This is a genomic window from Moraxella tetraodonis (assembly GCF_022359095.1).
GTDB lineage: Bacteria > Pseudomonadota > Gammaproteobacteria > Pseudomonadales > Moraxellaceae > Faucicola > Faucicola tetraodonis.
The window spans coordinates 153,685-175,391 of sequence record NZ_JACSYB010000001.1; the positions used below are offsets into that span (position 1 = coordinate 153,685).

Genomic DNA, 21,707 nt, shown 5'->3' on the forward strand with positions numbered 1-21,707 from the left:
AAAACACAGTAGGTCGATAGCCTATATTATTACGTTGATAAACAAGTTGTTTATTCACGGTTCATCACCTTAGTTAAGCAGATTGCTTAAACGCCTCGATGTGCCTTTGACGTCATGTTTGCACTTCTCATTGAGTATCATCAGCTCAGTTAGATACGATTATAGTGTTAAGTTACAAATTTTTGTGATTAGACAAAATATCTGACGCTAACTCCCTCTATTATCGGCTCAATATAAAAAAGAAGTTAAGATTATGGCAGAAGCAAACGCAGAAATTACTTCAAATGAGTATATCAATCACCACTTGACAAACTGGACTTTCGGTAATCACCCAACAGAAGGTTGGATAGTTGCCGAAACCAAACAGCAAGCTTCTGAAATGGGTTTTAATGCGATTCATTTAGACTCAATGCTGTGGTCGATTGGTTTAGGGGTTCTTTTTTGTGCCATTTTTTATATGGTGGCAAAAAAAGCAACCTCGGGTGTACCCGGCAAAATGCAAGCTTTTATTGAAATGATTGTGGAGTTTGTTGATAGTAACGTTCGTGATACTTATCATGGCACATCAAAAGTTATTGCGCCATTGGCATTGACAATTTTTGTGTGGATTTTCTTGATGAACTTCATGGATCTTCTGCCAGTTGATTATTTGCCTGTAATTGCACAAAAAATTGGTGGTTTGCTAGGACATAACCCACACCATGTTTACATGAAAGTCGTACCAAGTACTGACCCAAATGTGACGCTTGGTATGTCGTTCTCAGTATTTGCACTGATCATTTTTTATAGTATTAAAGAAAAAGGTTTTGGCGGTTTTATTGGTGAATTAACCCTTCATCCATTTAGCGCAAAAAACCCAATCGCTAAAATCTTATTGATTCCAGTGAACTTTATCCTAGAGTTTGTAACTCTAATCGCAAAACCTATCTCACTTGGCTTACGACTTTTTGGTAACATGTATGCAGGTGAATTAATTTTTGTGTTAATCGCCCTTATGCCATTTTGGATTCAATGGGTGTTATCAGTACCGTGGGCAATCTTCCACATTTTAGTAATCACTTTGCAAGCGTTCGTTTTCATGATGCTAACCATTGTCTATCTTAGCCTTGCATCACAAACTGAACATTAATTTCAAAACAGTAATGAGGATACATCAATGACTCTAGAAGGTATGACCGTTCTTGCCGTTGCTTTGCTAATCGGTTTAGGTGCACTAGGCACAGGTATTGGCTTTGCAATCTTAGGTGGCAAATTCTTAGAGGGCGTCGCTCGTCAACCAGAACTAGGTTCACAATTGCAAACTCGTATGTTCATCGTGGCAGGTCTTCTTGACGCCGTACCGATGATCGGTGTTGGTATTGCAATGTTATTGTTATTCGCAAATCCTTTAGCAGGTTAATAGGTACACTATCAGTACAATGTCCACATCATCTTATGTGGACAAGGATTGAAGAAACTTAATTAACGAGGGATTCTAAGTGAATATCAATGCAACCCTAATTGGACAATCGATTGCATTCGCCATCTTCGTGATGTTTTGCATGAAGTTTGTGTGGCCGCCTTTGGTTGCTGCTATTTCGGATCGCCAACGTAAAATCGCAGATGGCCTAAATGCTGCCGAAAAAGCCAAAGCAGACTTAGCAACTGCATCACAAGCTGCAGAGCAAGAGCTTATCGCAGCAAAAGCAAAAGCCGCTTCACTCATTGAGCAAGCGAACAAAAGCGCCAATCAAATGATTGAAGATGCCAGAGTGCAAGCACAAGTGGAAGGCGAACGTATTCGTCAGCAAGCGCGTGAAGCAATTGATCAAGAAATTAATAAAGCCCGTGAAGGTTTACGCGCGCAGGTTGCAGAACTTGCCGTACTCGGTGCCGAAAAAATCTTACAAGAAAAGGTCAATCCAGAAACTCATGCCAATATGTTAAACCAATTGGCAGCCAAGTTATAAGTAGCAACCGTACAGTGAGGATATGATGGCTGATTTATCAACCTTAGCAAGACCCTATGCAAAAGCAGCATTTGATTATGCTAAAGAGCACACGTCAGTCAATGAGTGGCAAGATTACTTAAACGTGATGAATGCCATCGTTAGTGATAAAGCATTTGCCGATTATATCAATAATCCAGCAGTTGCTGCACAAGCTAAAGTCGCTACTTTAAAAGACCTTTATAACCAAAGTTCACCTGAAGATAGCAATACCGTGTTTAAAACTTTAAGCACCGCTATTGAGGGTGGGGCACAAGCAGATTCCAATGCTTTTGTTAATTTTTTGACGCAACTTGCAGAGCAAGATCGTTTGGCATTATTACCCAGTATCAATGAGCGTTTTGGTTTATTAAAAGCCGCTGATGCAAAAGAAGTTCATGCATATGTCACGTCGGCATATCCATTAACGCAAGTGCAAGAGCAACTCATTGAACACCGACTTGCTACCTCCCTAGGCGCGAAGGTCGTACTACATGTCAATGTAGACCCTGCCCTAATTGCAGGTGTGACGATCAAGGTCGGTGACAAAGTAATCGATGACTCTGTACGTGGCAAATTAAAACAGTTAAAAACACAGCTGACGGCATAAATTTCAACAAAATTGATTCTAGTCAGTAAAAATTAAGGAACAGTGCAATGCAACAATTGAATCCAGCGGAAATCAGTAATCTGATTAAGCAGCGAATTCAAGACCTGACTGCGGGTGCCACAGCAAAGAACGAAGGCACTATTGTCATGGTATCTGACGGTATCGTACAGATTCATGGTCTTGAAGATGCCATGTACGGCGAAATGATTGAGTTTGAAGGTGGCGTATATGGTATGGCGCTAAACCTTGAACAAGACTCAGTCGGCGCGGTTGTTCTAGGTGAATACTTGAATCTCCAAGAAGGACAAAAAGCTTACTGTACTGGTCGTATTTTAGAAGTACCAGTGGGTCCTGAGCTTTTAGGTCGTGTGGTAGATGCACTGGGTAATCCTATCGATGGTAAAGGCCCAATTAACGCCAAATTAACGGATAAAGTTGAAAAAATCGCCCCAGGCGTTATCGACCGTCAATCAGTTGATGAGCCAGTAATGACAGGTTATAAAGCTGTTGATACTATGATTCCAATCGGACGTGGTCAACGTGAGCTTATTATTGGTGACCGCCAAACTGGTAAAACAGCCATGGCAATCGATGCGATCATCGCGCAAAAACACTCGGGCATTAAATGTGTATACGTAGCCGTTGGTCAAAAACGTTCAACAATCGCAAACGTGGTACGTAAACTAGAAGAAACGGGCGCATTAGCTTATACAACGGTTGTGGTTGCATCTGCTTCTGAACCAGCAGCACTGCAGTACATCGCGCCATACTCTGGTTGTACTATGGGTGAATACTTCCGTGACCGCGGTGAAGATGCGCTTATCATTTATGATGATTTATCAAAACAAGCCGTAGCCTATCGTCAAATTTCATTGCTTTTACGTCGTCCACCAGGACGTGAAGCTTACCCAGGTGACGTATTCTACCTTCACTCACGTCTATTAGAGCGCGCTTCACGTGTAAGCGCTGAGTATGTAGAAAAATTCACCAACGGTGCGGTAACAGGTAAAACAGGTTCGTTAACTGCCTTACCAATTATCGAAACCCAAGCAGGTGACGTATCAGCATTCGTACCAACCAACGTGATTTCAATCACCGACGGTCAGATATTCCTAGAGTCAAGCTTGTTTAACTCAGGTATCCGTCCAGCGGTGAATGCGGGTATTTCAGTTTCTCGTGTGGGTGGTGCAGCGCAAACTAAAATCATCAAAAAATTGTCAGGTGGTATCCGTACCGCATTGGCACAGTATCGTGAATTGGCAGCTTTTGCACAGTTTGCTTCTGACTTAGATGACGCGACCCGTAAACAGCTTGACCATGGTCAACGTGTGACTGAATTGATGAAACAAAATCAATACGCACCAATGAGCATCGCTGAACAAGCTGCGGTAATTTATGCTTCTAACGAAGGTTATCTAGCTGATGTCCCAGTGAACAAAGTGGGTGCATTTGAAGCAGGTTTGTTACGTTACCTACGTGACCAACATGGTGATTTTATGGCAGACATTGATAACACTGCCAACTATAATGATGATATCGCAAACCAATTCAAATCAGCGATTGAAAACTATAAGCAAAATCATTCATTCTAAGATTTACTGAAATTTTAGAACTGCATTGTCATAGAACAAATGAACAAAGGGGTTATGATTACTTTGTTCATTTTTCCAAATTTCGTCCATGTTACATCAATGGGCGTGGACTGAAACTAAACATGGCTGTATGGATTATTTATGGCAAGTTTAAAAGAAATTCGAGCAAAAGTTGCTAGTATTAAAAGTACCCAGAAAATTACTCGCGCCATGCAAATGGTTGCAGCGAGTAAGATGCGACGTGCCCAAGAACGTATGCAACTAGGTCGTCCTTATGCTGATAGCATGCGTCGAGTGGTTTCTCATCTAGTTAAAGCTTCACCAGACTACAAACATCCTTACCTAGTACCTCGTCCGGTTAATCGTGTTGGCTATATTGTAGTCAGTTCTGACCGTGGTCTTGCAGGTGGTTTGAATATCAACTTATTCAAAAGATTGATGCAGCACGTTAAACAACAAAAGAGCCAAGCGGTTGAAACGCGTTTTGCGGTGATTGGTCAAAAAGGCGTGAGCTTCTTTAAAACATTCGGTGGTACGGTGATTGCTGCGGAAACTCACTATGGTGATAACCCAAGCTTTGAGCAACTTAGTGTGCCAGTTCAAGTAATGCTTGATGCGTATAATCGTGGCGAAATTGATGAGATTTACCTGGTATATAACGAATTCGTTAATGCCATGACCCAAAATCCTAGTGTGCAACGCTTATTACCGATTGCGGCTGAGCCTTTGGTTGATGAAACCATGGAAAATCGTGAATACAGCTGGGACTACATCTATGAGCCAACTACCAAAGAGCTGCTTGATGGTTTGATGGGACGTTATGTTGAATCAATCGTCTATCAAGGTGTGGTAGAAAATATTGCTTCTGAACAGTCTGCACGTATGGTTGCTATGAAAGCAGCAACGGATAACGCAGGTAACTTAATTAACGAATTACAATTGGTTTACAACAAGCTGCGTCAAGCGGCGATTACCCGAGAAATTTCGGAAATCGTTGGCGGTGCTGCTGCTGTTTCATAATTGACCTACATTCAAGGAGAGCGTAATGAGTAGCGGTCGTATTGTACAGATTATTGGCGCGGTTATTGACGTTGAATTTGACCGTCAAAGCGTACCAAGAATTTATGATGCCTTAAAAGTTGAAGGCACAGAAACTACATTAGAAGTACAACAACAATTGGGTGATGGTATCGTACGTACTATTGCCATGGGTTCTACTGAAGGTCTAAAACGTGGTCTACCAGTTAGCAATACTGGCGCACCAATCTCTGTACCTGTGGGTAAAGGTACCCTAGGTCGTATCATGGACGTTTTAGGACGTCCAATCGACGAAGCAGGGCCGGTAGAGCATAGCAACACTTGGGCGATTCACCGTGAAGCGCCAAGCTACGACGAACAATCAAACTCTACTGAACTTTTAGAAACCGGTATTAAAGTAATTGACTTATTATGCCCATTTGCTAAAGGCGGTAAAGTCGGTCTGTTCGGTGGCGCAGGTGTTGGTAAAACCGTTAACATGATGGAACTTATCAATAACATCGCAAAAGCACACTCAGGTTTATCGGTATTTGCTGGTGTAGGTGAGCGTACCCGTGAAGGTAATGACTTCTACCACGAGATGAAAGATTCAAACGTACTTGATAAAGTTGCGATGGTGTATGGTCAGATGAATGAGCCACCAGGAAACCGTTTACGTGTTGCCTTGACCGGTTTGACCATGGCGGAATACTTCCGTGACGAAAAAGATGAGAACGGTAAGGGTCGTGACGTATTATTGTTTGTTGATAATATTTATCGTTATACACTAGCGGGTACCGAAGTATCAGCATTATTAGGTCGTATGCCATCTGCGGTAGGTTATCAGCCAACGCTTGCAGAAGAGATGGGTGTATTACAAGAACGTATTACTTCAACCCAATCAGGCTCTATTACTTCTGTTCAAGCGGTATACGTTCCTGCCGATGACTTGACTGACCCATCACCCGCGACAACCTTTGCTCACTTAGACGCAACAGTGGTATTGAGCCGTGATATTGCCTCACAAGGTATTTACCCAGCGGTTGACCCACTCGACTCAACGTCGCGTCAGTTAGACCCACTGGTCATTGGTGAAGAGCACTATGCCGTTGCTCGCGGTGTTCAAGAAGTGTTACAACGCTTTAAAGAGTTGAAAGACATTATTGCGATTTTGGGTATGGACGAATTATCAGAAGATGATAAATTAGTGGTGTACCGTGCACGTAAAATCCAACGTTTCTTGTCACAACCTTTCCATGTTGCAGAGGTATTCACCGGCTCACCAGGTAAATACGTACCAATCCGTGAAACTATTCAAAGTTTTAAAGCAATCTTAAATGGTGAGTATGATGACTTACCAGAACAAGCATTCTACATGAAAGGTGGTATTGAAGAAGTGGTTGCTGCAGCAGAAAAACTACGCGGCTAATTTCTCAATCAAACCCTGTTAATTTAAACTATATTAACAGGGTTTTATCAACCTAATTTTGCGATACCATAGGAGAGAACTGTGGCAACTTTACAATGTAATGTCGTCAGTACGAAAGAAACTATCTACTCTGGTGAGATTAGTATGTTAATTGCTACTGGTGTAGAAGGTGAAGTCGGTATTTTGCCAGGACATATTCCTTTTATTACGCTATTAAAACCAGGTACCATGCAGATCAAAACCAGCAATGGCAATGATGAAATGGTGTATGTATCAGGTGGTGTTTTAGAAGTACAACCGCATTTAGTGACGGTATTGGCAGATACGGCAGTGCGTGCAAATGACTTAGATGAAGCCAAAATTTTGGAAGCACGTCGTCATGCAGAACAAACTTTGCAAAATCAAAAAGCTGATATTGACACCTCTGCGGCTTCGGCAGCATTGGCAGAATCTTTGGCACAATTGCAAACCTTACAGAAATTCAAAAACCGTGCCTAATTTTGATGTGGACGTGTTTAAAGACAGTGGCTATGACCACTGTTTTTTTTATGGGTGCTTAAAAAAAGAGTGCTTAAAAATTTGCTAACTACCTTTTAAACAAAAGTTAACAAAAAATTTTATCAGTTATTGAACAGACAACATTATATCGTATGCTTTTGCATCTTATTAAATGTGGTATTTATACTTTTTTATGTTTAGTTACGTTTTAACAATATTAAATTGGCTATTTTTTCGCTAAATTAATTCAATTATATTGTAGTAGTACAGGCAATGCGTAAACTTTCATTACCTATTGCTGATAGATAAATAAAGATATATTCTGATATAAGTATTAAGAGTATGTATAAAATTTTTTGGAGGAAATTATGTCAGAAGAAGAGTTGATACCCCGCGTATTGATTGTAGAGGATGATGAGCGTCTTGCCACCTTGACCCAAGATTATTTGCGTAAAAATGGTCTAGATGTGGCAATTGAAACTGACGGTAACCGTGCCATTCGTCGTATCGTGGCTGAGCAGCCTGACATGGTGGTGCTTGATGTGATGCTGCCAGGTAGTGACGGTCTGACGGTATGCCGTGAAGTACGTCCTCATTTTCATAACCCTATCTTAATGCTAACCGCGCGTACTGAAGATATGGACCAAGTATTAGGTCTAGAAATGGGTGCGGATGACTATGTGGCAAAACCGGTTCAACCGCGTGTGTTATTAGCGCGTATTCGTGCGCTATTGCGCCGCTCTGATACCGCTCCAACTGATGAAGTGCCGCAGCGTCTTGAGTTTGGCGATTTAGTTATTGATAACGGCGGTCGTTCGGTTACTTTGAACGATGAGCTTGTTGACTTCACCAGTGCGGAATATGATTTGTTGTGGTTGTTGGCCTCGAATGCGGGTCGTATCTTATCGCGTGAAGACATTTTCGAACGTCTGCGTGGTATCGAGTATGATGGTCAAGACCGCTCGATTGATGTACGTATTTCTCGTATCCGTCCAAAAATTGGTGATGATCCAGAAAACCCAAAACGTATCAAAACCGTTCGCAGTAAAGGCTATCTGTTTGTCAAAGAAAACTAACATAGTATTGATAAACACAGTATCGATAAAAAAGTCAGCATCAAGCTGGCTTTTTTTGTCGCTGTGTATTTTGCTACTTAGCGATTGAAAAGTTTTGGACAACAATTTACTACGTTACTAGACAGTCGCTTCATGAATTTTACATTGTAATATTAATTTTGCTAGGTAATAATACGGCTATTATCTATTGAACTTAACCCTAGATTTTTATGCCGCTATTATCGTCCTTAAACCAGTCTATTTTTCTGCGAATTTATGCAGGTCTGTTACTTATTTGTTTGTTGGTTGCATTTTTTGCGCAACTGCTTATCACCACTATCAATGCAGAGCGGGTACAGACTTATCGCGAGGATATGGCATCAGCGGCATTTTATCTCATTGATTCAGGCTTATCGCGCCAAGTCACTGCCCAAGAGCGTAATTTTTGGCTCTCTGATGTCAGTACTTTATTTGATACCAAGTTTAATATCGAACCGACCTCAAAAGCGGATTTTAGAACCAGCGAAATCAATCGACTCAATAAACAACAAGCCGTAGTACGTTTTAATAGCGATACCAATACGGCTGAGATTTATCATAAAGTCTCGGGCGAGAACAACGTCTTGCATGTAAGTTTTAATAAACTCAATGAGCAACAAATCAAAGGGGTAGGCGTGTTGCTGCTCGATGATTTGTCTTACTATCGCACCTTGGCAGAAAAACAGCAACGCTTGCAACAAATTCAAAAATTTTTCCCTTTTAAGCTCACCTTGCAATCCGTTAATAAACTGCAACTTGATACCGACCAAAAAGCGCGACTGTATCGCAAAGATATCGTGATTATGTTCCGTGACAATACCAGTGTAGAGAATTCATCGATTCGGGTACTAGCGCCGACTGAACTCCAAGATACTGTGGTGGATTTGGGACCCATTCCACTGTTTAACTGGTTTCCGCTTAATCTGATTATTAGTATCACGCTCATTAGTATGTTCTTAATCAGTCTAGGGGTGTATGCGCTGATTTTCCCATTAGAGCGTAAACTGCAGCTCATTCAAAGCGGTATCACCAAAGTGCGCGAAGGTAAGCTCAATACCAAAGTAAAAGTCGTGGGCGAAGATGAAATTGCCCATCTAGCGGCAACCTTTAATAGTATGACTGAGCACATCCGCCGTTTGATTGAATCCCAGCGCGAGTTGACCCGTGCCGTATCCCATGAGCTGCGTACCCCAGTAGCACGTATTCGCTTTGCTGTGGATATGCTGGCTGATACGGATGATTATGACGATCGGATGAGTCAGCGTGATTATATCGACCAAGATATCGAATCGCTCAATGGCTTGATTGATGAAATTTTGACCTATGCCAAGCTTGAAGAAGGCTCACCTAAAATGGACTGGGAAGATGTCGATTTGCAAGAACTCGTTTCGCAGATTGTCCGCGAGACCAATGCGCTTGGTAAACCTGTCACCGTCAAAGTAGGTAAGGTGCAAAAAGGTGCGTTTGCACAAGCCGATAGACGCTATTTACACCGCGTGTTGCAAAACTTGGCAGGTAATGCCACCCGGTATGCCGAAAGCACCATTATCATCTCAGCCGGCTTAGAAAAAAACGAAGCTTTTATCAGTGTGGAAGATGATGGACAGGGTATTCCAGAAAAAGACCGTGAAAAAGTCTTTATCCCGTTTGCGCGTCTGGATGATAGTCGTACCCGTGCCTCGGGTGGTTATGGTCTCGGCTTATCAATCGTGTCTCGAATTGCGTTTTGGTTTAATGGTCGCATGTCAGTGGATGAAAGCCCTACCTTGGGTGGGGCGCGATTTATCATGACTTGGCCGAAAAGCCAGCTAGCGTCAAGTATTGAAGCCGATGAAATTACCCAAAAAAGTAGCGAGAAAAAATACACGCAAGTGCAAGGGTCATAAGCTCGTTACCAGTGATGCTTGCAAATTTGCTCAGACTGGGCTAAATTTTAGTGAGTAACTCAATGGTTTAGCGAAATTTGCGCACATCAATTAACCGATGAGCGAAATCATCACAAGCGAGGATGGCATGCGTTACTTATTTTTAGCCTTGGTGGCACTCAACATGGCGGTTTTTGGTTATTATAGTTTTTTGCGCAAACCTACTGAAAGCCAGTCCGTCTCACAGGCGCGTGCAGCATTGGTTCACCCTGTCACAGCCACCAATGTGTCAAATGAATTACCCCCCATGATTGGTACTAAAAAGTAAAAATTGGTATCAAAAATCAAGGCTACCAAAACCAAAGCTACCAAAGAATCAGGGCTAGCACTCACCTATAAAATAACCAATCCGTATGTTATCTTTACTCTATAATCATTCATTCTATAATCGGAATATTCACCACCACTACTAAACCGCCGCCATTGGGCTGATTGCGAGCGATGACGCTACCATTGTGTAGGTGAGTAATTCGGCTTACAATCGCAAGCCCAAGTCCACTCCCTTGCGTGGTACGTGCCGTTTCGCCCCGCTCAAACGGCTGCATAATCCGCTCAAGCTGATCTTCGGCAACGCCTTGCCCTTCATCGCTAACTTTGATGGTTAAGTATTTTTGTCTAGAGGTTATCTCTGGCGTTAGACTTTCATTAGTGACCACTTGCTCGGTAGGCTGTAGAGCATTATCAATGCTAATCTCAATATGAATGGGCGGCTGACCATAGCGACAAGCATTATTGACCAAATTAACAATGAGACGTTTAATGGATAAAGGTCGCAATGGCACACTGGGCAAATCGTCTTGGATATCGATAATAAATGGGGTGGGGGCAAACTGCACCACAATCTCGTTAATGATGGGGCGCAGGTTGGTCAATCTTACCGCTTCATCTGAGCCATCTTTCATAAATGAAATAAACTGCTCTAAAATCGCGTCCATGTCCTCAATGTCATACACTAGCCCTTCCCGCAAAAACTCATCGGGTAGCATCTCAGCTGTGAGTCGCATCCGCGTCAGTGGCGTGCGCAAATCATGGGAAATACCAGCGAGCATAATATTGCGTTCTTTTTGGGTTTGGGTCAGGTTATGAAACAGTCGGTTAAATGCCAAATTCACCTGACGAATCTCTGTTGAGCCTTCATTGGTTGCCAAATTGTTGGCGTGCCCAAGGGTGATGTAATCAATCGCCACTTTTTGTAAGCGTTTGAGCGGGCGATTTAATTGTCTGACCAAAAACAAAATAGTCAGCAACGTGGCAAGCGGAATCCCCAATAAGAAAAAATAAATCGACGTTGGGCTATATTTGGCATAAAACTTGACAGGCTCTTGCAGCCAAACATCCGGATGCGCGCTGTCTTGAATATACAAAATCGGTATGGGTTTGAATTTAAAATTGACCGATACAGGACGCTGCATCACGCTTTCCATCTGTGTTGCCATTCGCTGGGTAAAGTAATCTACCAAGGTTTTTTCTTGAAAAGAGGGTATCTGTTGTGGGTCAGTAATCACGTTAATATGTGAGGCGTCAATAATCCAATTTTTAAGCTCGGGATTGTTTTTAAAATCTTTATCCGCTTTATCAATCATCAACAGCTGATTGGCAAGATAAGTCGCATGGTTTTGTAGCTCTGGTAAATACAGACTGCGCCAAAAAAACCACAGCGACAATGCCACGCTCACCAGCACCATCAACATCACCATCAAGGTGGTTTGCCAAGTGTGGCTATAGCCTTTGAGTTTGGGTAAATGCGGTTTCATGCTGGGGTATCCTGATGGTGGCTGTACAGCTGAGTCAAAACGGGCAACGGCACTGGCATCCTGTTATAATACGCAGATAGCTTGGCAAAATTAAAGGGGCAATCATGCAGTTTTCAAAGTTTGGTGAAAAGTTTATCAAAAACAGCGGTATTTTGCAGTTAATGGATGATTTGGGCAACGCGCTTAACAGCGAACAACCGATTAATATGCTCGGCGGTGGCAATCCAGCACGTATTGATACAGTTAACCAAACCTATTGGTCGGTGTTTAAAACCCTAGCCGAAGGTGAGATGGGCTCAATGGCCATCGAAAATATCGGAAACTACTCAACGCCGCAGGGCGATGCCAAGTTTATTGCAGCATTGGTAGATTTTTTTAATCGCCATTATAACTGGGGACTTACCACAGACAATATCGCCCTGACCAATGGCTCACAAAACGCATTTTTTTATTTATTTAATTTGTTTGGTGGGCAGTTTGACGATACCACACAAGGCAGCCTGGATAAGAAAATTCTATTACCACTTGCTCCAGAATATGTGGGTTATGCCGATGCCCATGTGGATGGGCAGCATTTTATCGCAGTGCCACCCAGCATCGAATTTGTGCAACATCAAGGTGAAGACGGCTTTTTTAAATACCGAGTCGATTTTGATACGCTAGAAAATTTGGCTGAATTGCACAACGGCGAAATCGGGGCAATTTGTTGCTCACGCCCCACCAACCCAACAGGCAACGTGCTGACCGATGACGAAATGGCGCGCCTTGAAGCGATTGCCAAGCGCTTTGATATCCCACTGATTATCGATAATGCGTATGGGATGCCGTTTCCCAATATCATCTATAGCCAAGCCACACTCAATTGGAATGAGCAAATTATTTTGTGCTTCAGCCTATCAAAAATCGGTTTGCCTGGGGTGCGTACAGGGATTGTGGTCGCCAATCCGCAGGTGGTCAAAGCGATTAGCAGCCTAAACGCCATTGTCAATCTAGCGCCGACCCGTTTTGGTGCGGCGATTGCAACGCCACTACTACAAGATGATCGTCTAAAAGATTTGTCAGACAATCATATTCGTCCGTTTTATCAAGGACAAGCCAAATTAGCGGTGCAGCTGCTAAAACAAGAACTGGGCGACTTGCCAAATGATGCGATGAAAATCCACAAGCCTGAAGGCGCGATTTTCTTGTGGGTATGGTTTAAAGATTTGCCGATAACCACGGTGGAATTGTATGAGCGATTAAAAGCTAAAGGCACATTGATTATCCCCAGTGAGCATTTCTTTGTTGGCGTGGATACTGAAAACTTTAAACACGCCCATGAGTGCATCCGCTTAAGCATCGCCCAAGATGATGACACGCTGAAAAAAGGGATTGCCACGATTGGGGAAGTGGTGAGGGCAGTTTACAATTCTTAAATTGCTACGGAAAAAATTGTGCTATATTAATCAATAAATCACAAATTTATGTGACATTTGGAATTTTATGATTAAATATATCCGATTTAATAATTTTTATTCGTATCTTGATGAGACAGACTTGTCGTTTGAACTCGGCAAACAGGCGACAGCTTCTGCCTATGATTTTACCGTCAAAACAACCCAAGATAACATTCGCTTAAATAAAATTATGGCGGTAGTTGGAGCCAATGGGTCGGGGAAAACTCAATTCCTTAAACCATTGTCTTTTTTGACTTGGTATATATGTACTTCTGCTAAAACATTTGATAGTGATAAACAAATAGTTATACAAACCCATATATTAAGTGAGTCTGAAGATGCCACATTTCATATGGGTTTTTTGCTAAAAAACTTAGAAAATAATTTTGAAGAATACAGGTATGAACTAGTTATTAATAGGGAACAAATTGTAAAAGAAAATCTTTACAAAAAATCTAGTAGTCAATTCAGTTACATTTTCAAACGTTCATACGTTAACGGTGTTCTAGATTACAGGCATAATGGTTTCATTAGACCCTCTTTAGCAAATGATGCTCAAAAAAATGTTTCATTAATTAGTTACGCAGAAATTTTTGAAAATGAAATTGCTAAGAAAATTATTAATTCCTTAATGAATAATGAGTCAAATGTTGTCGCTGGCGGTAGACTAAGTCAAAATGCGAATTCTATTGTTAAAGCTACTAAATTGTTTAACGAGAATGAAAAGCTTAAGAAAACAGCAGAGGATTTGCTATGCAAATTTGATACAGGGATACAGGAAATAGTTATCAAGGAAATCACTGCTTTGGCAAAAGACTCGTCAGAAACACAAGAAATATTATTGCCTTTTGGTATACATAGAACTATAGACGGGAAAACTTTTGAACTTAATTTTTTCCAAGAGTCTAATGGTACACAGTCAGCTTTTAACTTACTAAGTTTAATCTTACCTGTCTTACAAAATGGCGGTATTGCTATTATTGACGAACTCGACAACGACTTACATCCGCATTTACTTCCAGAGATTTTTAATTTATTCCGTTCCGAACACACCAATCCCCACAATGCCCAACTTATCTTTACTTGCCATACGCCTGAAGTATTTAATATTCTCAACAAGCATCAAATTTATTTGGTAGAAAAAATCGACCAAAAATCAGAAGCATGGCGATTAGATGAAGTGGAAGGTATACGCAATGACGATAACCTTTATGCCAAATACATGGCAGGGGCTTTTTCTGCCGTACCGAATTTGTAAGGGATAGGCATGGCGAAGAAAAAAATACGCAATCAACAACAAACCACCTTAATTATCGTGGGTGAAGGCGAGCATGAGCAAGCATTCTTGCAACACATGAAGTCGATTTATGATAATCGGTTGTCAGGTAAAAAAGTTACGCTAGACTTTGCAGGAGGTGGCTCACCGCATGACGTCATCAAATATACAGTCAAACAGACCCAACACCGAGCGTTTGATTATATCTATATTTTGATGGATTCAGATGTAGCGATTGAAGCAAAAGACACCAAAACCGCTAAAGAGAAAAATTTTATCCTACTGCAATCTGAGCCATTGTGCCTTGAAGGAATGTTGTTAGAGGTGTTAAAACAGGCAGCACTACCGACATCCCAAGCTTGCAAAAATAAATTACATCCGCAACTATCAGGCAGTCCAACTGAAGCCAGTAGCTATTCACCGTTATTTGATAAACCTGTTTTGGATAAGACAACCAAAATGACCATTGTCACGTTGCGAGAAATCTTGAAAAAAAGCTACTAGATTCTCCACTCCACAAAATTCTTCAATAGCTGCAATCCTGCAGTATGGCTTTTTTCGGGGTGAAACTGGGTCGCAAACAAATTATCTTTAATCACACTGGCACAAAATTCGACGCCATAATCACAGGTTGCCGCTACAATCGAAGTATCAGACGGCACACAATAAAAACTATGCACAAAATAAAAATGGGTATTATCTTCAATCCCTTGCCATAGCGGATGCGCCAAATCCATATGGGTGATAGTATTCCAGCCCATATGCGGCACTTTAATGCGTTCGTTTTTGTCATCTAGCCAATGATCATCAAAGCGTTTGACGTCACCACCCAGTACCCCTAGACAGTCTACCCCGTCATTTTCTTCTGAGCGCTCAAACAACGCCTGCATCCCGACACAAATCGCCATCACAGGTTTATTAAATACAGCCGTTTTGACAGCATCAGCAATACCTGCTGCCTGCATCTCTGCCATACAGTCGCGCATTGCCCCTACGCCAGGAAAGACAATTTTGTCCGCTGCCGCAATCACCGCCGGGTCACGCGTGATCGACACATCAGCGCCCACTGCCGTCAAGGCTTTACCTGCCGAATGTAAATTACCCATGCCATAATCTAACAATGCAACCTTTGTCATCTGTCATCCTGTTGTCAAAAAAAGCCCAAAACCGCGATTAAACGCTGATATCACTTGGCGCTCATCATCGTCAATTACCAAAGAAGTTTTGAAAAATGCCAAAATAGCCATTATATTAATATCATCACATTGCTGCGCAAATAGCACTATTCGCAAAATTGTAAGGACAATAATAATGGCAGAAAAAAACTATTATGACATTTTAGGCGTCGATAAAAAAGCCAGTGAAGCAGATATTAAAAAAGCCTATCGCAAACTGGTGCGACAATATCACCCTGATATCAACGACTCACCCGATGCCGACGCCAAAATGGGTGAAATCAATAACGCCTATGAAACGCTCAAGGACGCTGAAAAACGCGCCCAATACGACATGATGCTCGACAACCCTTATATGGGTCAAGGCTTTGGCGGTATGGGGGGCGGCATGAGCGGCGGTCAGGGCTTTAATGCCAATATGAGCCAAGCGGATTTGGATGAAATCCTCCGTCAGTTTGGTGGTGCCGGTGGGTTTGGCGGTCGTCAATCGCAAGGCGGAGGTGCGGGTGGCTTTAGATTTGATGATATTTTCTCGACATTCGGGGGCGGGGCAGGCGGGTTTTCAGACGGATTTGGTGGCAGACAGTCGCAACGCTCGACCAAAGGCGACGATCAGCATGCCGAGTTATCAATTGATTTGAAAGCCACTTATGAAGGCGATACCCGTAAAATCAGCCTAAATTTACCCGTACAAACCGCGACAGGGCTGGATTATCAAACCAAAACCATTGAAGTCAAAATCCCTAAAGGTATTGCTGAAGGGCAACAAATTCGCTTGGCAAAACAAGGTAATCCAAGCCCGTATGGCGGTGATAATGGCGATTTGTACCTAAAAATTAAATTTAATCACCCAGACAATATCCGTGTAGAAGGCAAAGACGTTTTTCAAACGGTAGACGTTGCGCCTTGGGAAGCAGCTATGGGCGGTCAAATCACGGTCAACACGCCTGCTGGCAAGGTCAATGTCAATGTCCCAAAAAATAGCCGTACTGGTACCAACCTGCGCCTTAAAGGTAAAGGTATCCCAGCCAAAGAAGCTGGTGATTTATATTTAAGTTTAAATATCGTGTTGCCAAAAATCGATACAGACGCAGATATCCAAGCGTTTGAAGCGTTCAAATCGGCATTTGCCTCATTTGTCCCAACGCGCTAATCTATTGATAATTAAGCTCTATTGATAACTAAGCAAAAAAAATAGGCAGTACAATAAAAAAAATGACAAACAAGCACCAAACATAACTATAGAGACACTACAGGAGTGCAACATGGCTCAAACCACCAATACGGATTTATCATTACGGTTAACCTTAGATGATTTGATTATGGCGAGTAGTTGGGATAAAAGCTGGGTATTAGCGCTAATGGATGAAGATATTATTTATGCTGAAACACCTGCTATCGACAGCCAGCCCTATTTTAATAGCGCACAATTGACAACAGTGCGCCTTGCCTCACGCCTACGCCGCGATTTTGATGCCAGTCCACAAGCGATTGGCTTGATACTATCGCTGCTTGATGAGCTAAGACCGCTTCGACAGTTACAGCGGCAAATCACGCTCACGCGAATGGTTCATGATGTGGATGACAGCTAGCAAACATCAAGTTAACCAACATCAATTTGGGTGAATTTAATGCTAAAAAAGGGCGGGTTATGGCGCGATAACCTGCCCTTTTTATTTGCTACAGCAAACGATTATTGGGCATAACCGTGGTTACGGAGCCAATTTTGTAGAAGTTGAATTTCGGCTTGTTGGGTATCGATTAGGGTATTGGTAAGGCTACGCACTTTGTCATCGTTACCATATTTGGCAACCACTTGTGAGAACGCAATCGCGCCTTTATGATGAATCAGCACGGTTTGGGCAAATGCTTGGTCGGCATTTTTAGTCATGACCGTGTCCACCATTTCTTGCTGCATATCATCGATAATGCTATCGATTTCTTGCTGTGCTGCTACACTATCTGCCATCGGCTGATTAGGGTCCGCGGTGTTTTGAATCAGTTGCATGGCAAGCCAATTCTGTAATATTTGTGATTCATTTTGGCGTGAGCTGATAATGTCTCGGGCTAAACCTAGCAGTTCAGGGTTTTTGCCGTATCGCTGCTCAATACTGGCAAGTGCGATGGTTTCATCAAAATGACTCAGCATAGCTTTGACAAAAATCATATCAGGCGAGATGGGTATATAGTCAAATTGATTGAGGGCAGTTGGGTCACTCGCTGCAGCCGCATCTATGCTTGGCTGCTTGATGACAGTAAAATACGCTTCTTGATAGTCGTTGATGGTACTTGATGCCGGCATCACGTAGCCTTGCGCCAATTGACTGACGGTAAGCATGTTGTTATTGATTGCCTGGGTGTCTAATACCTGGGGCAATGGTTTATCATCAAATTCTTGGGGCGCGCTCACGGTGGCAGCCATCGGGGGTACTGGCTGCTGAGAATCAGATTGCTCACAACCAATCATGCTGATAACTGCGATGACAAGCAAGATTGATGGTGCGGTGTTGGCCATGCATCGGCTCCCATGCCTTGATTTTATACGGTGTGTTTTGAAATGATGATTGTAAGCATTAACGGTAAGCGTTGACTGTCAGCATTGATTAGGCGTCATTAGGCAAGAGTATAAAGTAGGGTCATCACAGTGACTATATCAATTGTGTCATGGCAGCTTGCTTATCATTTGCTAACTGCTGATTGTGCTAACTGGCGATTGTGCTAACTGCCGCTTGCGAGCAATATCCCCGCCAAAGTAAAAAACGCGCGATAAGCGGCTACTTTTTTCTCCAAGCTTTGCGGGTAAGCGCGCGAGGTCGATGGCAACCGATAAATACCAAATACTCGCCCAAAAGCGTTAACTTCAAGAAACTGATTGGTTTTTGGCAGTTTATAGGGTGTTTGGCTGGGATTAAAATAGGGTGACGCGGGGTCACTGATACTTTGGTTCACCAGCGCTATCAGCACTTCTGTGGCTTTGCCACCGGTGGTGTAAATCCACTTGACCTGCTCAAGCTGTGCCAAAACTTTACCCAAATCAACCGTCGCAACCACGGTCAAATGTTCGTCAGCCGCATTGCCTTTTTCGCGGATGACGTGAGTGACTGAAGGACATTCACCGATGTTATAAGCCTGTAAAAATGCTTTGATTTTTTCGGCATCAAAGCGTTTTTCATCACCGACTCGAAAATAATCAATATCATCAAAAAACACCTTACCCATGATACGCCACATATCATTATAAAAATTGGGATAATGAAATGCCATGCACCATTTATCAGGTGTGGGCGGCATTGTACCCATCATCAAGACTTTGGTATCAGCAAAAAAGAAGTTACCAAACGGATGGGCTTCGACACGCGGGTCAGTCAATAAATCAGCAGACATATCAGTTTTTATTTCTAATTAAATACACGCCAAGCGCGGCACTGGCAATAATCGGTAATAACACCATAAAAAAAGGTGAAAATCCCGTGCTTAGACTGACAAACCCGACCAAATCTTGCAGATAACTAAATACCAAGCCAAATAAAAGAGCGATCACAATACGATAGCCCAAGCTTTGGTTACGCAAGGAGCCAAATACAAATGAACAAGCAACCAACACTAGCGATAGCATGGCAAGAGGCGCCAATAGCTTTTTCCAAAAGGCAACTTCATGCTCCAGTGAGCGGCGTTTGTCTTTGGCTAAGAGCTGTTGGTGTTGCCATAATTCGGTCACTGACATGTTATCAGGGCTGCGTGTTAACAGATAAATCGCTGACGGCTCAATGGGTAATTGCAGCGTCATAGTCGGTATGGTAGTCAATTGACTGTGCCCATCGGCGGCGATGGTTAATTGTTTGATTTGTTGCAGCTGCCAGCCCGATGTCTTATCAGCGGTATTTTGACTGACAAAGCTGCCGGTATCGGCCTGCAGCACTTGCTGGATATGGGCAGTGTCGTCTAGCTGCCAAACTTTGATATTTTTGAGCTCGCCTTTGGTATTGGCATGGTCAATATTGATGATGCGGTTGGCTTGTTTGTCCCAATAACCGTTGATGGCACTTGATAGCAAAGGTTTGTCATGCTTGACTTGGTGCGCTAACTGATTGCTAGTTGGCACTACATACTGCCCAAGCAACAAACGGATAATGACAAAAATAATCGCTGGTTGCATCACCCAACCGACTATTTTAAAGCGGCTGATGCCTGCTGCTTGAATCACCGTCAACTCACTGGTGTTGGCAAGCAAGCCTAGCCCTACCACTGCGCCTAATAGTGTGCCAAATGGCATATAGTCGAGTAAATCACGGGGTGCACTATAGGCAATAAAACGCAAGGCATCTAAATAATTGTAATGGTCATTGAGATCCTGCAACTCTGCCAGATAATCAAAGACGACTTTAAGTAGCCAAAGACCAATGATAGCCCCTGTCATGGCAAAAAGCGCTTGTTTTTTAACGTAACGAGATAAAATCATGGCTGACCGCCTGCGGACAACTGACGACTTTGGCGACGATAGCGGACACGATGTACCACGCGGCTTTGCCAATTTAACAACAATGCAAATGCGATAAAACCAACGATTAGCCAAATATACGCGTACTCACTAATGCGCTCTTTACCAATGGCAGTGCGTAGCGAAATGATACTAATCGCACAGCTAGCAAATATGAGCACTGAAGGTAACAGACGAAGCCAGCGTCCTTGACGGGGGCGTACTTGTGCAAGCGGGGTAGCAAGCATCGCCGCAATGATAATCAGCCACGGCATGGTAAAGCGATAGCCAAGCTCGGCTTTGACTTCGGGTTTTTGGGTATGGGCGAGCAGTTTGGCAGTGGTTTGGGTTTCAACATTGGTTTCGGTAATTTTTTCGCTAGCAGGTTTTTCTAGGGTAATGCGATATTTTTCAAAACTGGCTTGGTTGTATTTGGCGTTGTTGGTGCCAAGCTCATAGCGACGACCCTGAAACAAATCCAGCTGCATTGAGCTATCCGTGTCTTTACTGGGTACTTGATAGGCGCGCGTGGCGGTGATGATAACATCGTTTTTGGCGATTTTGCCGCTTTTGTCGGTTTGCTGTTGCACCACGTATAGGTTTTTGAGTTCACGTTTTTCTTTATTAAACTCATCGACATACAGGTGATAGTTGCCACTGCTGATAAAGGTTTTTGGACGCACTAAATCAAGCAAACTACCGAGCGACTGGGTTTGCCAAATCTGCTTACTGTTAGACAGTCCCCATGGTTTTGCCAAAAGACTAATTCCCATTTGAAATATAAATAACCCAGTAATCAGCGGAATCATCAAACGCGTCAGACGACCGCGACTGATACCACTGGCAAACAGGACGCTCATCTCCTGATCCACGTACATACGACCGAGCACGAGCATCAGTGCGATAAAAAATGACAGCGGTAAAATTAGCTCAAGAAAGGTTGGAATGTTATAGCCAATAATGGCAAATAGCAAACCCACATCCAGCCTGCCTTCTGCAGCGATACCAAAATAGCGTATTAAGCGACCGCCAAGCATCAGCGCCATCAGAAATAACAGCACAATCGCAGTATTAGCGGCGACTTGTTGCGTCATATAGCGTCGTAATATCACAAGTAACCACCTAATATTACTCAAAAATTAATCAATTCAAACAGCTAGGGAAGTAAATGCCAATATTGTACGACATCATACCATTGAGCGCATCTGTTAATCGGCTATTTTAGCGCGTTGCCGAGAGATTATGAATATGAATACTGTAAGGTAACATTTCACAATGACTTTTCACCACCACTTTTTACAGCCGCTTTATCAAAGCCAATTTTTACAAAGACTTTTTACAACCGCATTTTACCCTACACAATGACGCCTGCTATTCCATCACGCAGTGATAACCCAATGCTATAACCCAAATACCATAATAGGTATGCTATGATAATAGTTATTTCTTGATAACAA

General features: G+C 42.6%; 22 protein-coding genes. 16 read left to right on the forward strand and 6 right to left on the reverse strand.

All coding sequences use genetic code 11. The features are described 5' to 3' along the window. Window positions 1-253: 253 nt before the first annotated feature. The 11 genes from atpB (at window position 254) to H9W84_RS00735 (ending at window position 10,400) form a co-directional block, all read left to right on the forward strand. Complete coding sequence (gene atpB / locus H9W84_RS00685; protein WP_219300284.1) at window positions 254-1,129, forward strand: F0F1 ATP synthase subunit A; 876 nt, start codon at window positions 254-256, stop codon at window positions 1,127-1,129. Window positions 1,130-1,156: 27 nt separating this feature from the next. Next, entirely contained in the window at window positions 1,157-1,399 is a 243-nt protein-coding gene (gene atpE, locus H9W84_RS00690; protein ID WP_007115820.1) for a F0F1 ATP synthase subunit C, read from the forward strand. A gap of 79 nt (window positions 1,400-1,478) precedes the next feature. Further along, window positions 1,479-1,949, forward strand: a complete 471-nt coding sequence (locus H9W84_RS00695) for a F0F1 ATP synthase subunit B (RefSeq protein ID WP_239741248.1) — start codon at window positions 1,479-1,481, stop codon at window positions 1,947-1,949. Window positions 1,950-1,974: 25 nt separating this feature from the next. Further along, entirely contained in the window at window positions 1,975-2,577 is a 603-nt protein-coding gene (locus H9W84_RS00700; RefSeq protein ID WP_007115822.1) for a F0F1 ATP synthase subunit delta, read from the forward strand. Window positions 2,578-2,624: 47 nt separating this feature from the next. Next, window positions 2,625-4,169, forward strand: coding sequence for a F0F1 ATP synthase subunit alpha (gene atpA / locus H9W84_RS00705; protein ID WP_144918688.1), 1,545 nt, complete (start codon window positions 2,625-2,627; stop codon window positions 4,167-4,169). A gap of 141 nt (window positions 4,170-4,310) precedes the next feature. Continuing rightward, window positions 4,311-5,189 carry a F0F1 ATP synthase subunit gamma gene (gene atpG / locus H9W84_RS00710; RefSeq protein ID WP_239741250.1) on the forward strand — a complete coding sequence of 293 codons (879 nt, stop codon included), beginning with the start codon at window positions 4,311-4,313 and terminating at the stop codon, window positions 5,187-5,189. 25 nt (window positions 5,190-5,214) lie between these two features. Continuing rightward, window positions 5,215-6,615 carry a F0F1 ATP synthase subunit beta gene (gene atpD / locus H9W84_RS00715; RefSeq protein WP_007115825.1) on the forward strand — a complete coding sequence of 467 codons (1,401 nt, stop codon included), beginning with the start codon at window positions 5,215-5,217 and terminating at the stop codon, window positions 6,613-6,615. A gap of 81 nt (window positions 6,616-6,696) precedes the next feature. Continuing rightward, complete coding sequence (locus tag H9W84_RS00720) at window positions 6,697-7,113, forward strand: F0F1 ATP synthase subunit epsilon (RefSeq protein ID WP_050325149.1); 417 nt, start codon at window positions 6,697-6,699, stop codon at window positions 7,111-7,113. 368 nt (window positions 7,114-7,481) lie between these two features. After that, a complete protein-coding gene (locus H9W84_RS00725; RefSeq protein ID WP_007115827.1) occupies window positions 7,482-8,189 on the forward strand; it encodes a response regulator in 708 nt (235 codons plus the stop codon). Between the two features lie 209 nt (window positions 8,190-8,398). Further along, complete coding sequence (locus tag H9W84_RS00730; protein WP_239741252.1) at window positions 8,399-10,093, forward strand: ATP-binding protein; 1,695 nt, start codon at window positions 8,399-8,401, stop codon at window positions 10,091-10,093. A 127-nt stretch (window positions 10,094-10,220) separates the two neighbouring features. After that, window positions 10,221-10,400, forward strand: a complete 180-nt coding sequence (locus H9W84_RS00735) for a hypothetical protein (RefSeq protein ID WP_159373956.1) — start codon at window positions 10,221-10,223, stop codon at window positions 10,398-10,400. Window positions 10,401-10,509: 109 nt separating this feature from the next. Here the strand turns inward: H9W84_RS00735 and H9W84_RS00740 are convergent, their stop codons facing one another. After that, window positions 10,510-11,886, reverse strand: a complete 1,377-nt coding sequence (locus tag H9W84_RS00740) for an ATP-binding protein (protein ID WP_239741254.1) — start codon at window positions 11,884-11,886, stop codon at window positions 10,510-10,512. Between the two features lie 104 nt (window positions 11,887-11,990). On the opposite strand from H9W84_RS00740, the gene H9W84_RS00745 reads away from it, so the two are divergent. The 3 genes from H9W84_RS00745 (at window position 11,991) to H9W84_RS00755 (ending at window position 15,102) form a co-directional block, all read left to right on the forward strand. Then, window positions 11,991-13,301 carry a valine--pyruvate transaminase gene (locus H9W84_RS00745; protein ID WP_239741256.1) on the forward strand — a complete coding sequence of 437 codons (1,311 nt, stop codon included), beginning with the start codon at window positions 11,991-11,993 and terminating at the stop codon, window positions 13,299-13,301. A 67-nt stretch (window positions 13,302-13,368) separates the two neighbouring features. Next, window positions 13,369-14,580 (forward strand): AAA family ATPase, encoded by a 1,212-nt coding sequence (locus tag H9W84_RS00750; RefSeq protein WP_060995378.1) that lies wholly within the window; start codon window positions 13,369-13,371, stop codon window positions 14,578-14,580. Between the two features lie 9 nt (window positions 14,581-14,589). After that, window positions 14,590-15,102 carry an OLD family protein gene (locus H9W84_RS00755; protein ID WP_060995377.1) on the forward strand — a complete coding sequence of 171 codons (513 nt, stop codon included), beginning with the start codon at window positions 14,590-14,592 and terminating at the stop codon, window positions 15,100-15,102. Here H9W84_RS00755 and hisH read toward each other — a convergent pair. After that, the gene (gene hisH / locus H9W84_RS00760) at window positions 15,099-15,734 is read right to left on the reverse strand and encodes an imidazole glycerol phosphate synthase subunit HisH (protein WP_065253555.1); all 636 of its coding nucleotides are present in this window, start codon (window positions 15,732-15,734) and stop codon (window positions 15,099-15,101) included. The genes H9W84_RS00755 and hisH overlap by 4 nt on opposite strands. A 175-nt stretch (window positions 15,735-15,909) precedes the next feature. Between hisH and H9W84_RS00765 the strand changes: the two genes are divergently transcribed. Continuing rightward, window positions 15,910-16,926, forward strand: a complete 1,017-nt coding sequence (locus tag H9W84_RS00765) for a DnaJ C-terminal domain-containing protein (RefSeq protein ID WP_239741258.1) — start codon at window positions 15,910-15,912, stop codon at window positions 16,924-16,926. A gap of 112 nt (window positions 16,927-17,038) precedes the next feature. Further along, entirely contained in the window at window positions 17,039-17,365 is a 327-nt protein-coding gene (locus tag H9W84_RS00770) for a chaperone modulator CbpM (protein WP_050325155.1), read from the forward strand. A 101-nt stretch (window positions 17,366-17,466) separates the two neighbouring features. Here the strand turns inward: H9W84_RS00770 and H9W84_RS00775 are convergent, their stop codons facing one another. The 4 genes from H9W84_RS00775 to lptF form a co-directional block, all read right to left on the reverse strand. Next, window positions 17,467-18,288 (reverse strand): DUF305 domain-containing protein, encoded by an 822-nt coding sequence (locus H9W84_RS00775; RefSeq protein ID WP_239741259.1) that lies wholly within the window; start codon window positions 18,286-18,288, stop codon window positions 17,467-17,469. Window positions 18,289-18,491: 203 nt separating this feature from the next. Beyond that, a complete protein-coding gene (locus H9W84_RS00780; RefSeq protein WP_007115837.1) occupies window positions 18,492-19,157 on the reverse strand; it encodes a hypothetical protein in 666 nt (221 codons plus the stop codon). 1 nt (window position 19,158) lies between these two features. Beyond that, window positions 19,159-20,232 (reverse strand): LPS export ABC transporter permease LptG, encoded by a 1,074-nt coding sequence (lptG, locus tag H9W84_RS00785; RefSeq protein ID WP_239741261.1) that lies wholly within the window; start codon window positions 20,230-20,232, stop codon window positions 19,159-19,161. Further along, on the reverse strand, window positions 20,229-21,344 hold the full coding sequence (gene lptF / locus H9W84_RS00790; protein WP_239741263.1) for an LPS export ABC transporter permease LptF: 1,116 nt from the start codon (window positions 21,342-21,344) through the stop codon (window positions 20,229-20,231). Before lptF ends, lptG begins: the two co-directional genes overlap by 4 nt. Window positions 21,345-21,707 lie beyond the last annotated feature (363 nt).

Excerpts from the sequence above, each read along its gene's own strand:
- atpB (WP_219300284.1), top strand. The coding sequence starts at position 254 with ATGGCAGAAGCAAACGCAGAAATTACTTCAAATGAGTATATCAATCAC.
- atpE (WP_007115820.1), top strand. The coding sequence starts at position 1,157 with ATGACTCTAGAAGGTATGACCGTTCTTGCCGTTGCTTTGCTAATCGGT.
- H9W84_RS00700 (WP_007115822.1), top strand. The coding sequence starts at position 1,975 with ATGGCTGATTTATCAACCTTAGCAAGACCCTATGCAAAAGCAGCATTT.
- atpA (WP_144918688.1), top strand. The coding sequence starts at position 2,625 with ATGCAACAATTGAATCCAGCGGAAATCAGTAATCTGATTAAGCAGCGA.
- atpG (WP_239741250.1), top strand. The coding sequence starts at position 4,311 with ATGGCAAGTTTAAAAGAAATTCGAGCAAAAGTTGCTAGTATTAAAAGT.
- atpD (WP_007115825.1), top strand. The coding sequence starts at position 5,215 with ATGAGTAGCGGTCGTATTGTACAGATTATTGGCGCGGTTATTGACGTT.
- H9W84_RS00725 (WP_007115827.1), top strand. The coding sequence starts at position 7,482 with ATGTCAGAAGAAGAGTTGATACCCCGCGTATTGATTGTAGAGGATGAT.
- H9W84_RS00730 (WP_239741252.1), top strand. The coding sequence starts at position 8,399 with ATGCCGCTATTATCGTCCTTAAACCAGTCTATTTTTCTGCGAATTTAT.
- H9W84_RS00735 (WP_159373956.1), top strand. The coding sequence starts at position 10,221 with ATGCGTTACTTATTTTTAGCCTTGGTGGCACTCAACATGGCGGTTTTT.
- H9W84_RS00740 (WP_239741254.1), bottom strand. The coding sequence starts at position 11,886 with ATGAAACCGCATTTACCCAAACTCAAAGGCTATAGCCACACTTGGCAA.
- H9W84_RS00745 (WP_239741256.1), top strand. The coding sequence starts at position 11,991 with ATGCAGTTTTCAAAGTTTGGTGAAAAGTTTATCAAAAACAGCGGTATT.
- H9W84_RS00750 (WP_060995378.1), top strand. The coding sequence starts at position 13,369 with ATGATTAAATATATCCGATTTAATAATTTTTATTCGTATCTTGATGAG.
- H9W84_RS00755 (WP_060995377.1), top strand. The coding sequence starts at position 14,590 with ATGGCGAAGAAAAAAATACGCAATCAACAACAAACCACCTTAATTATC.
- hisH (WP_065253555.1), bottom strand. The coding sequence starts at position 15,734 with ATGACAAAGGTTGCATTGTTAGATTATGGCATGGGTAATTTACATTCG.
- H9W84_RS00765 (WP_239741258.1), top strand. The coding sequence starts at position 15,910 with ATGGCAGAAAAAAACTATTATGACATTTTAGGCGTCGATAAAAAAGCC.
- H9W84_RS00770 (WP_050325155.1), top strand. The coding sequence starts at position 17,039 with ATGGCTCAAACCACCAATACGGATTTATCATTACGGTTAACCTTAGAT.
- H9W84_RS00775 (WP_239741259.1), bottom strand. The coding sequence starts at position 18,288 with ATGGCCAACACCGCACCATCAATCTTGCTTGTCATCGCAGTTATCAGC.
- H9W84_RS00780 (WP_007115837.1), bottom strand. The coding sequence starts at position 19,157 with ATGTCTGCTGATTTATTGACTGACCCGCGTGTCGAAGCCCATCCGTTT.
- lptG (WP_239741261.1), bottom strand. The coding sequence starts at position 20,232 with ATGATTTTATCTCGTTACGTTAAAAAACAAGCGCTTTTTGCCATGACA.
- lptF (WP_239741263.1), bottom strand. The coding sequence starts at position 21,344 with ATGACGCAACAAGTCGCCGCTAATACTGCGATTGTGCTGTTATTTCTG.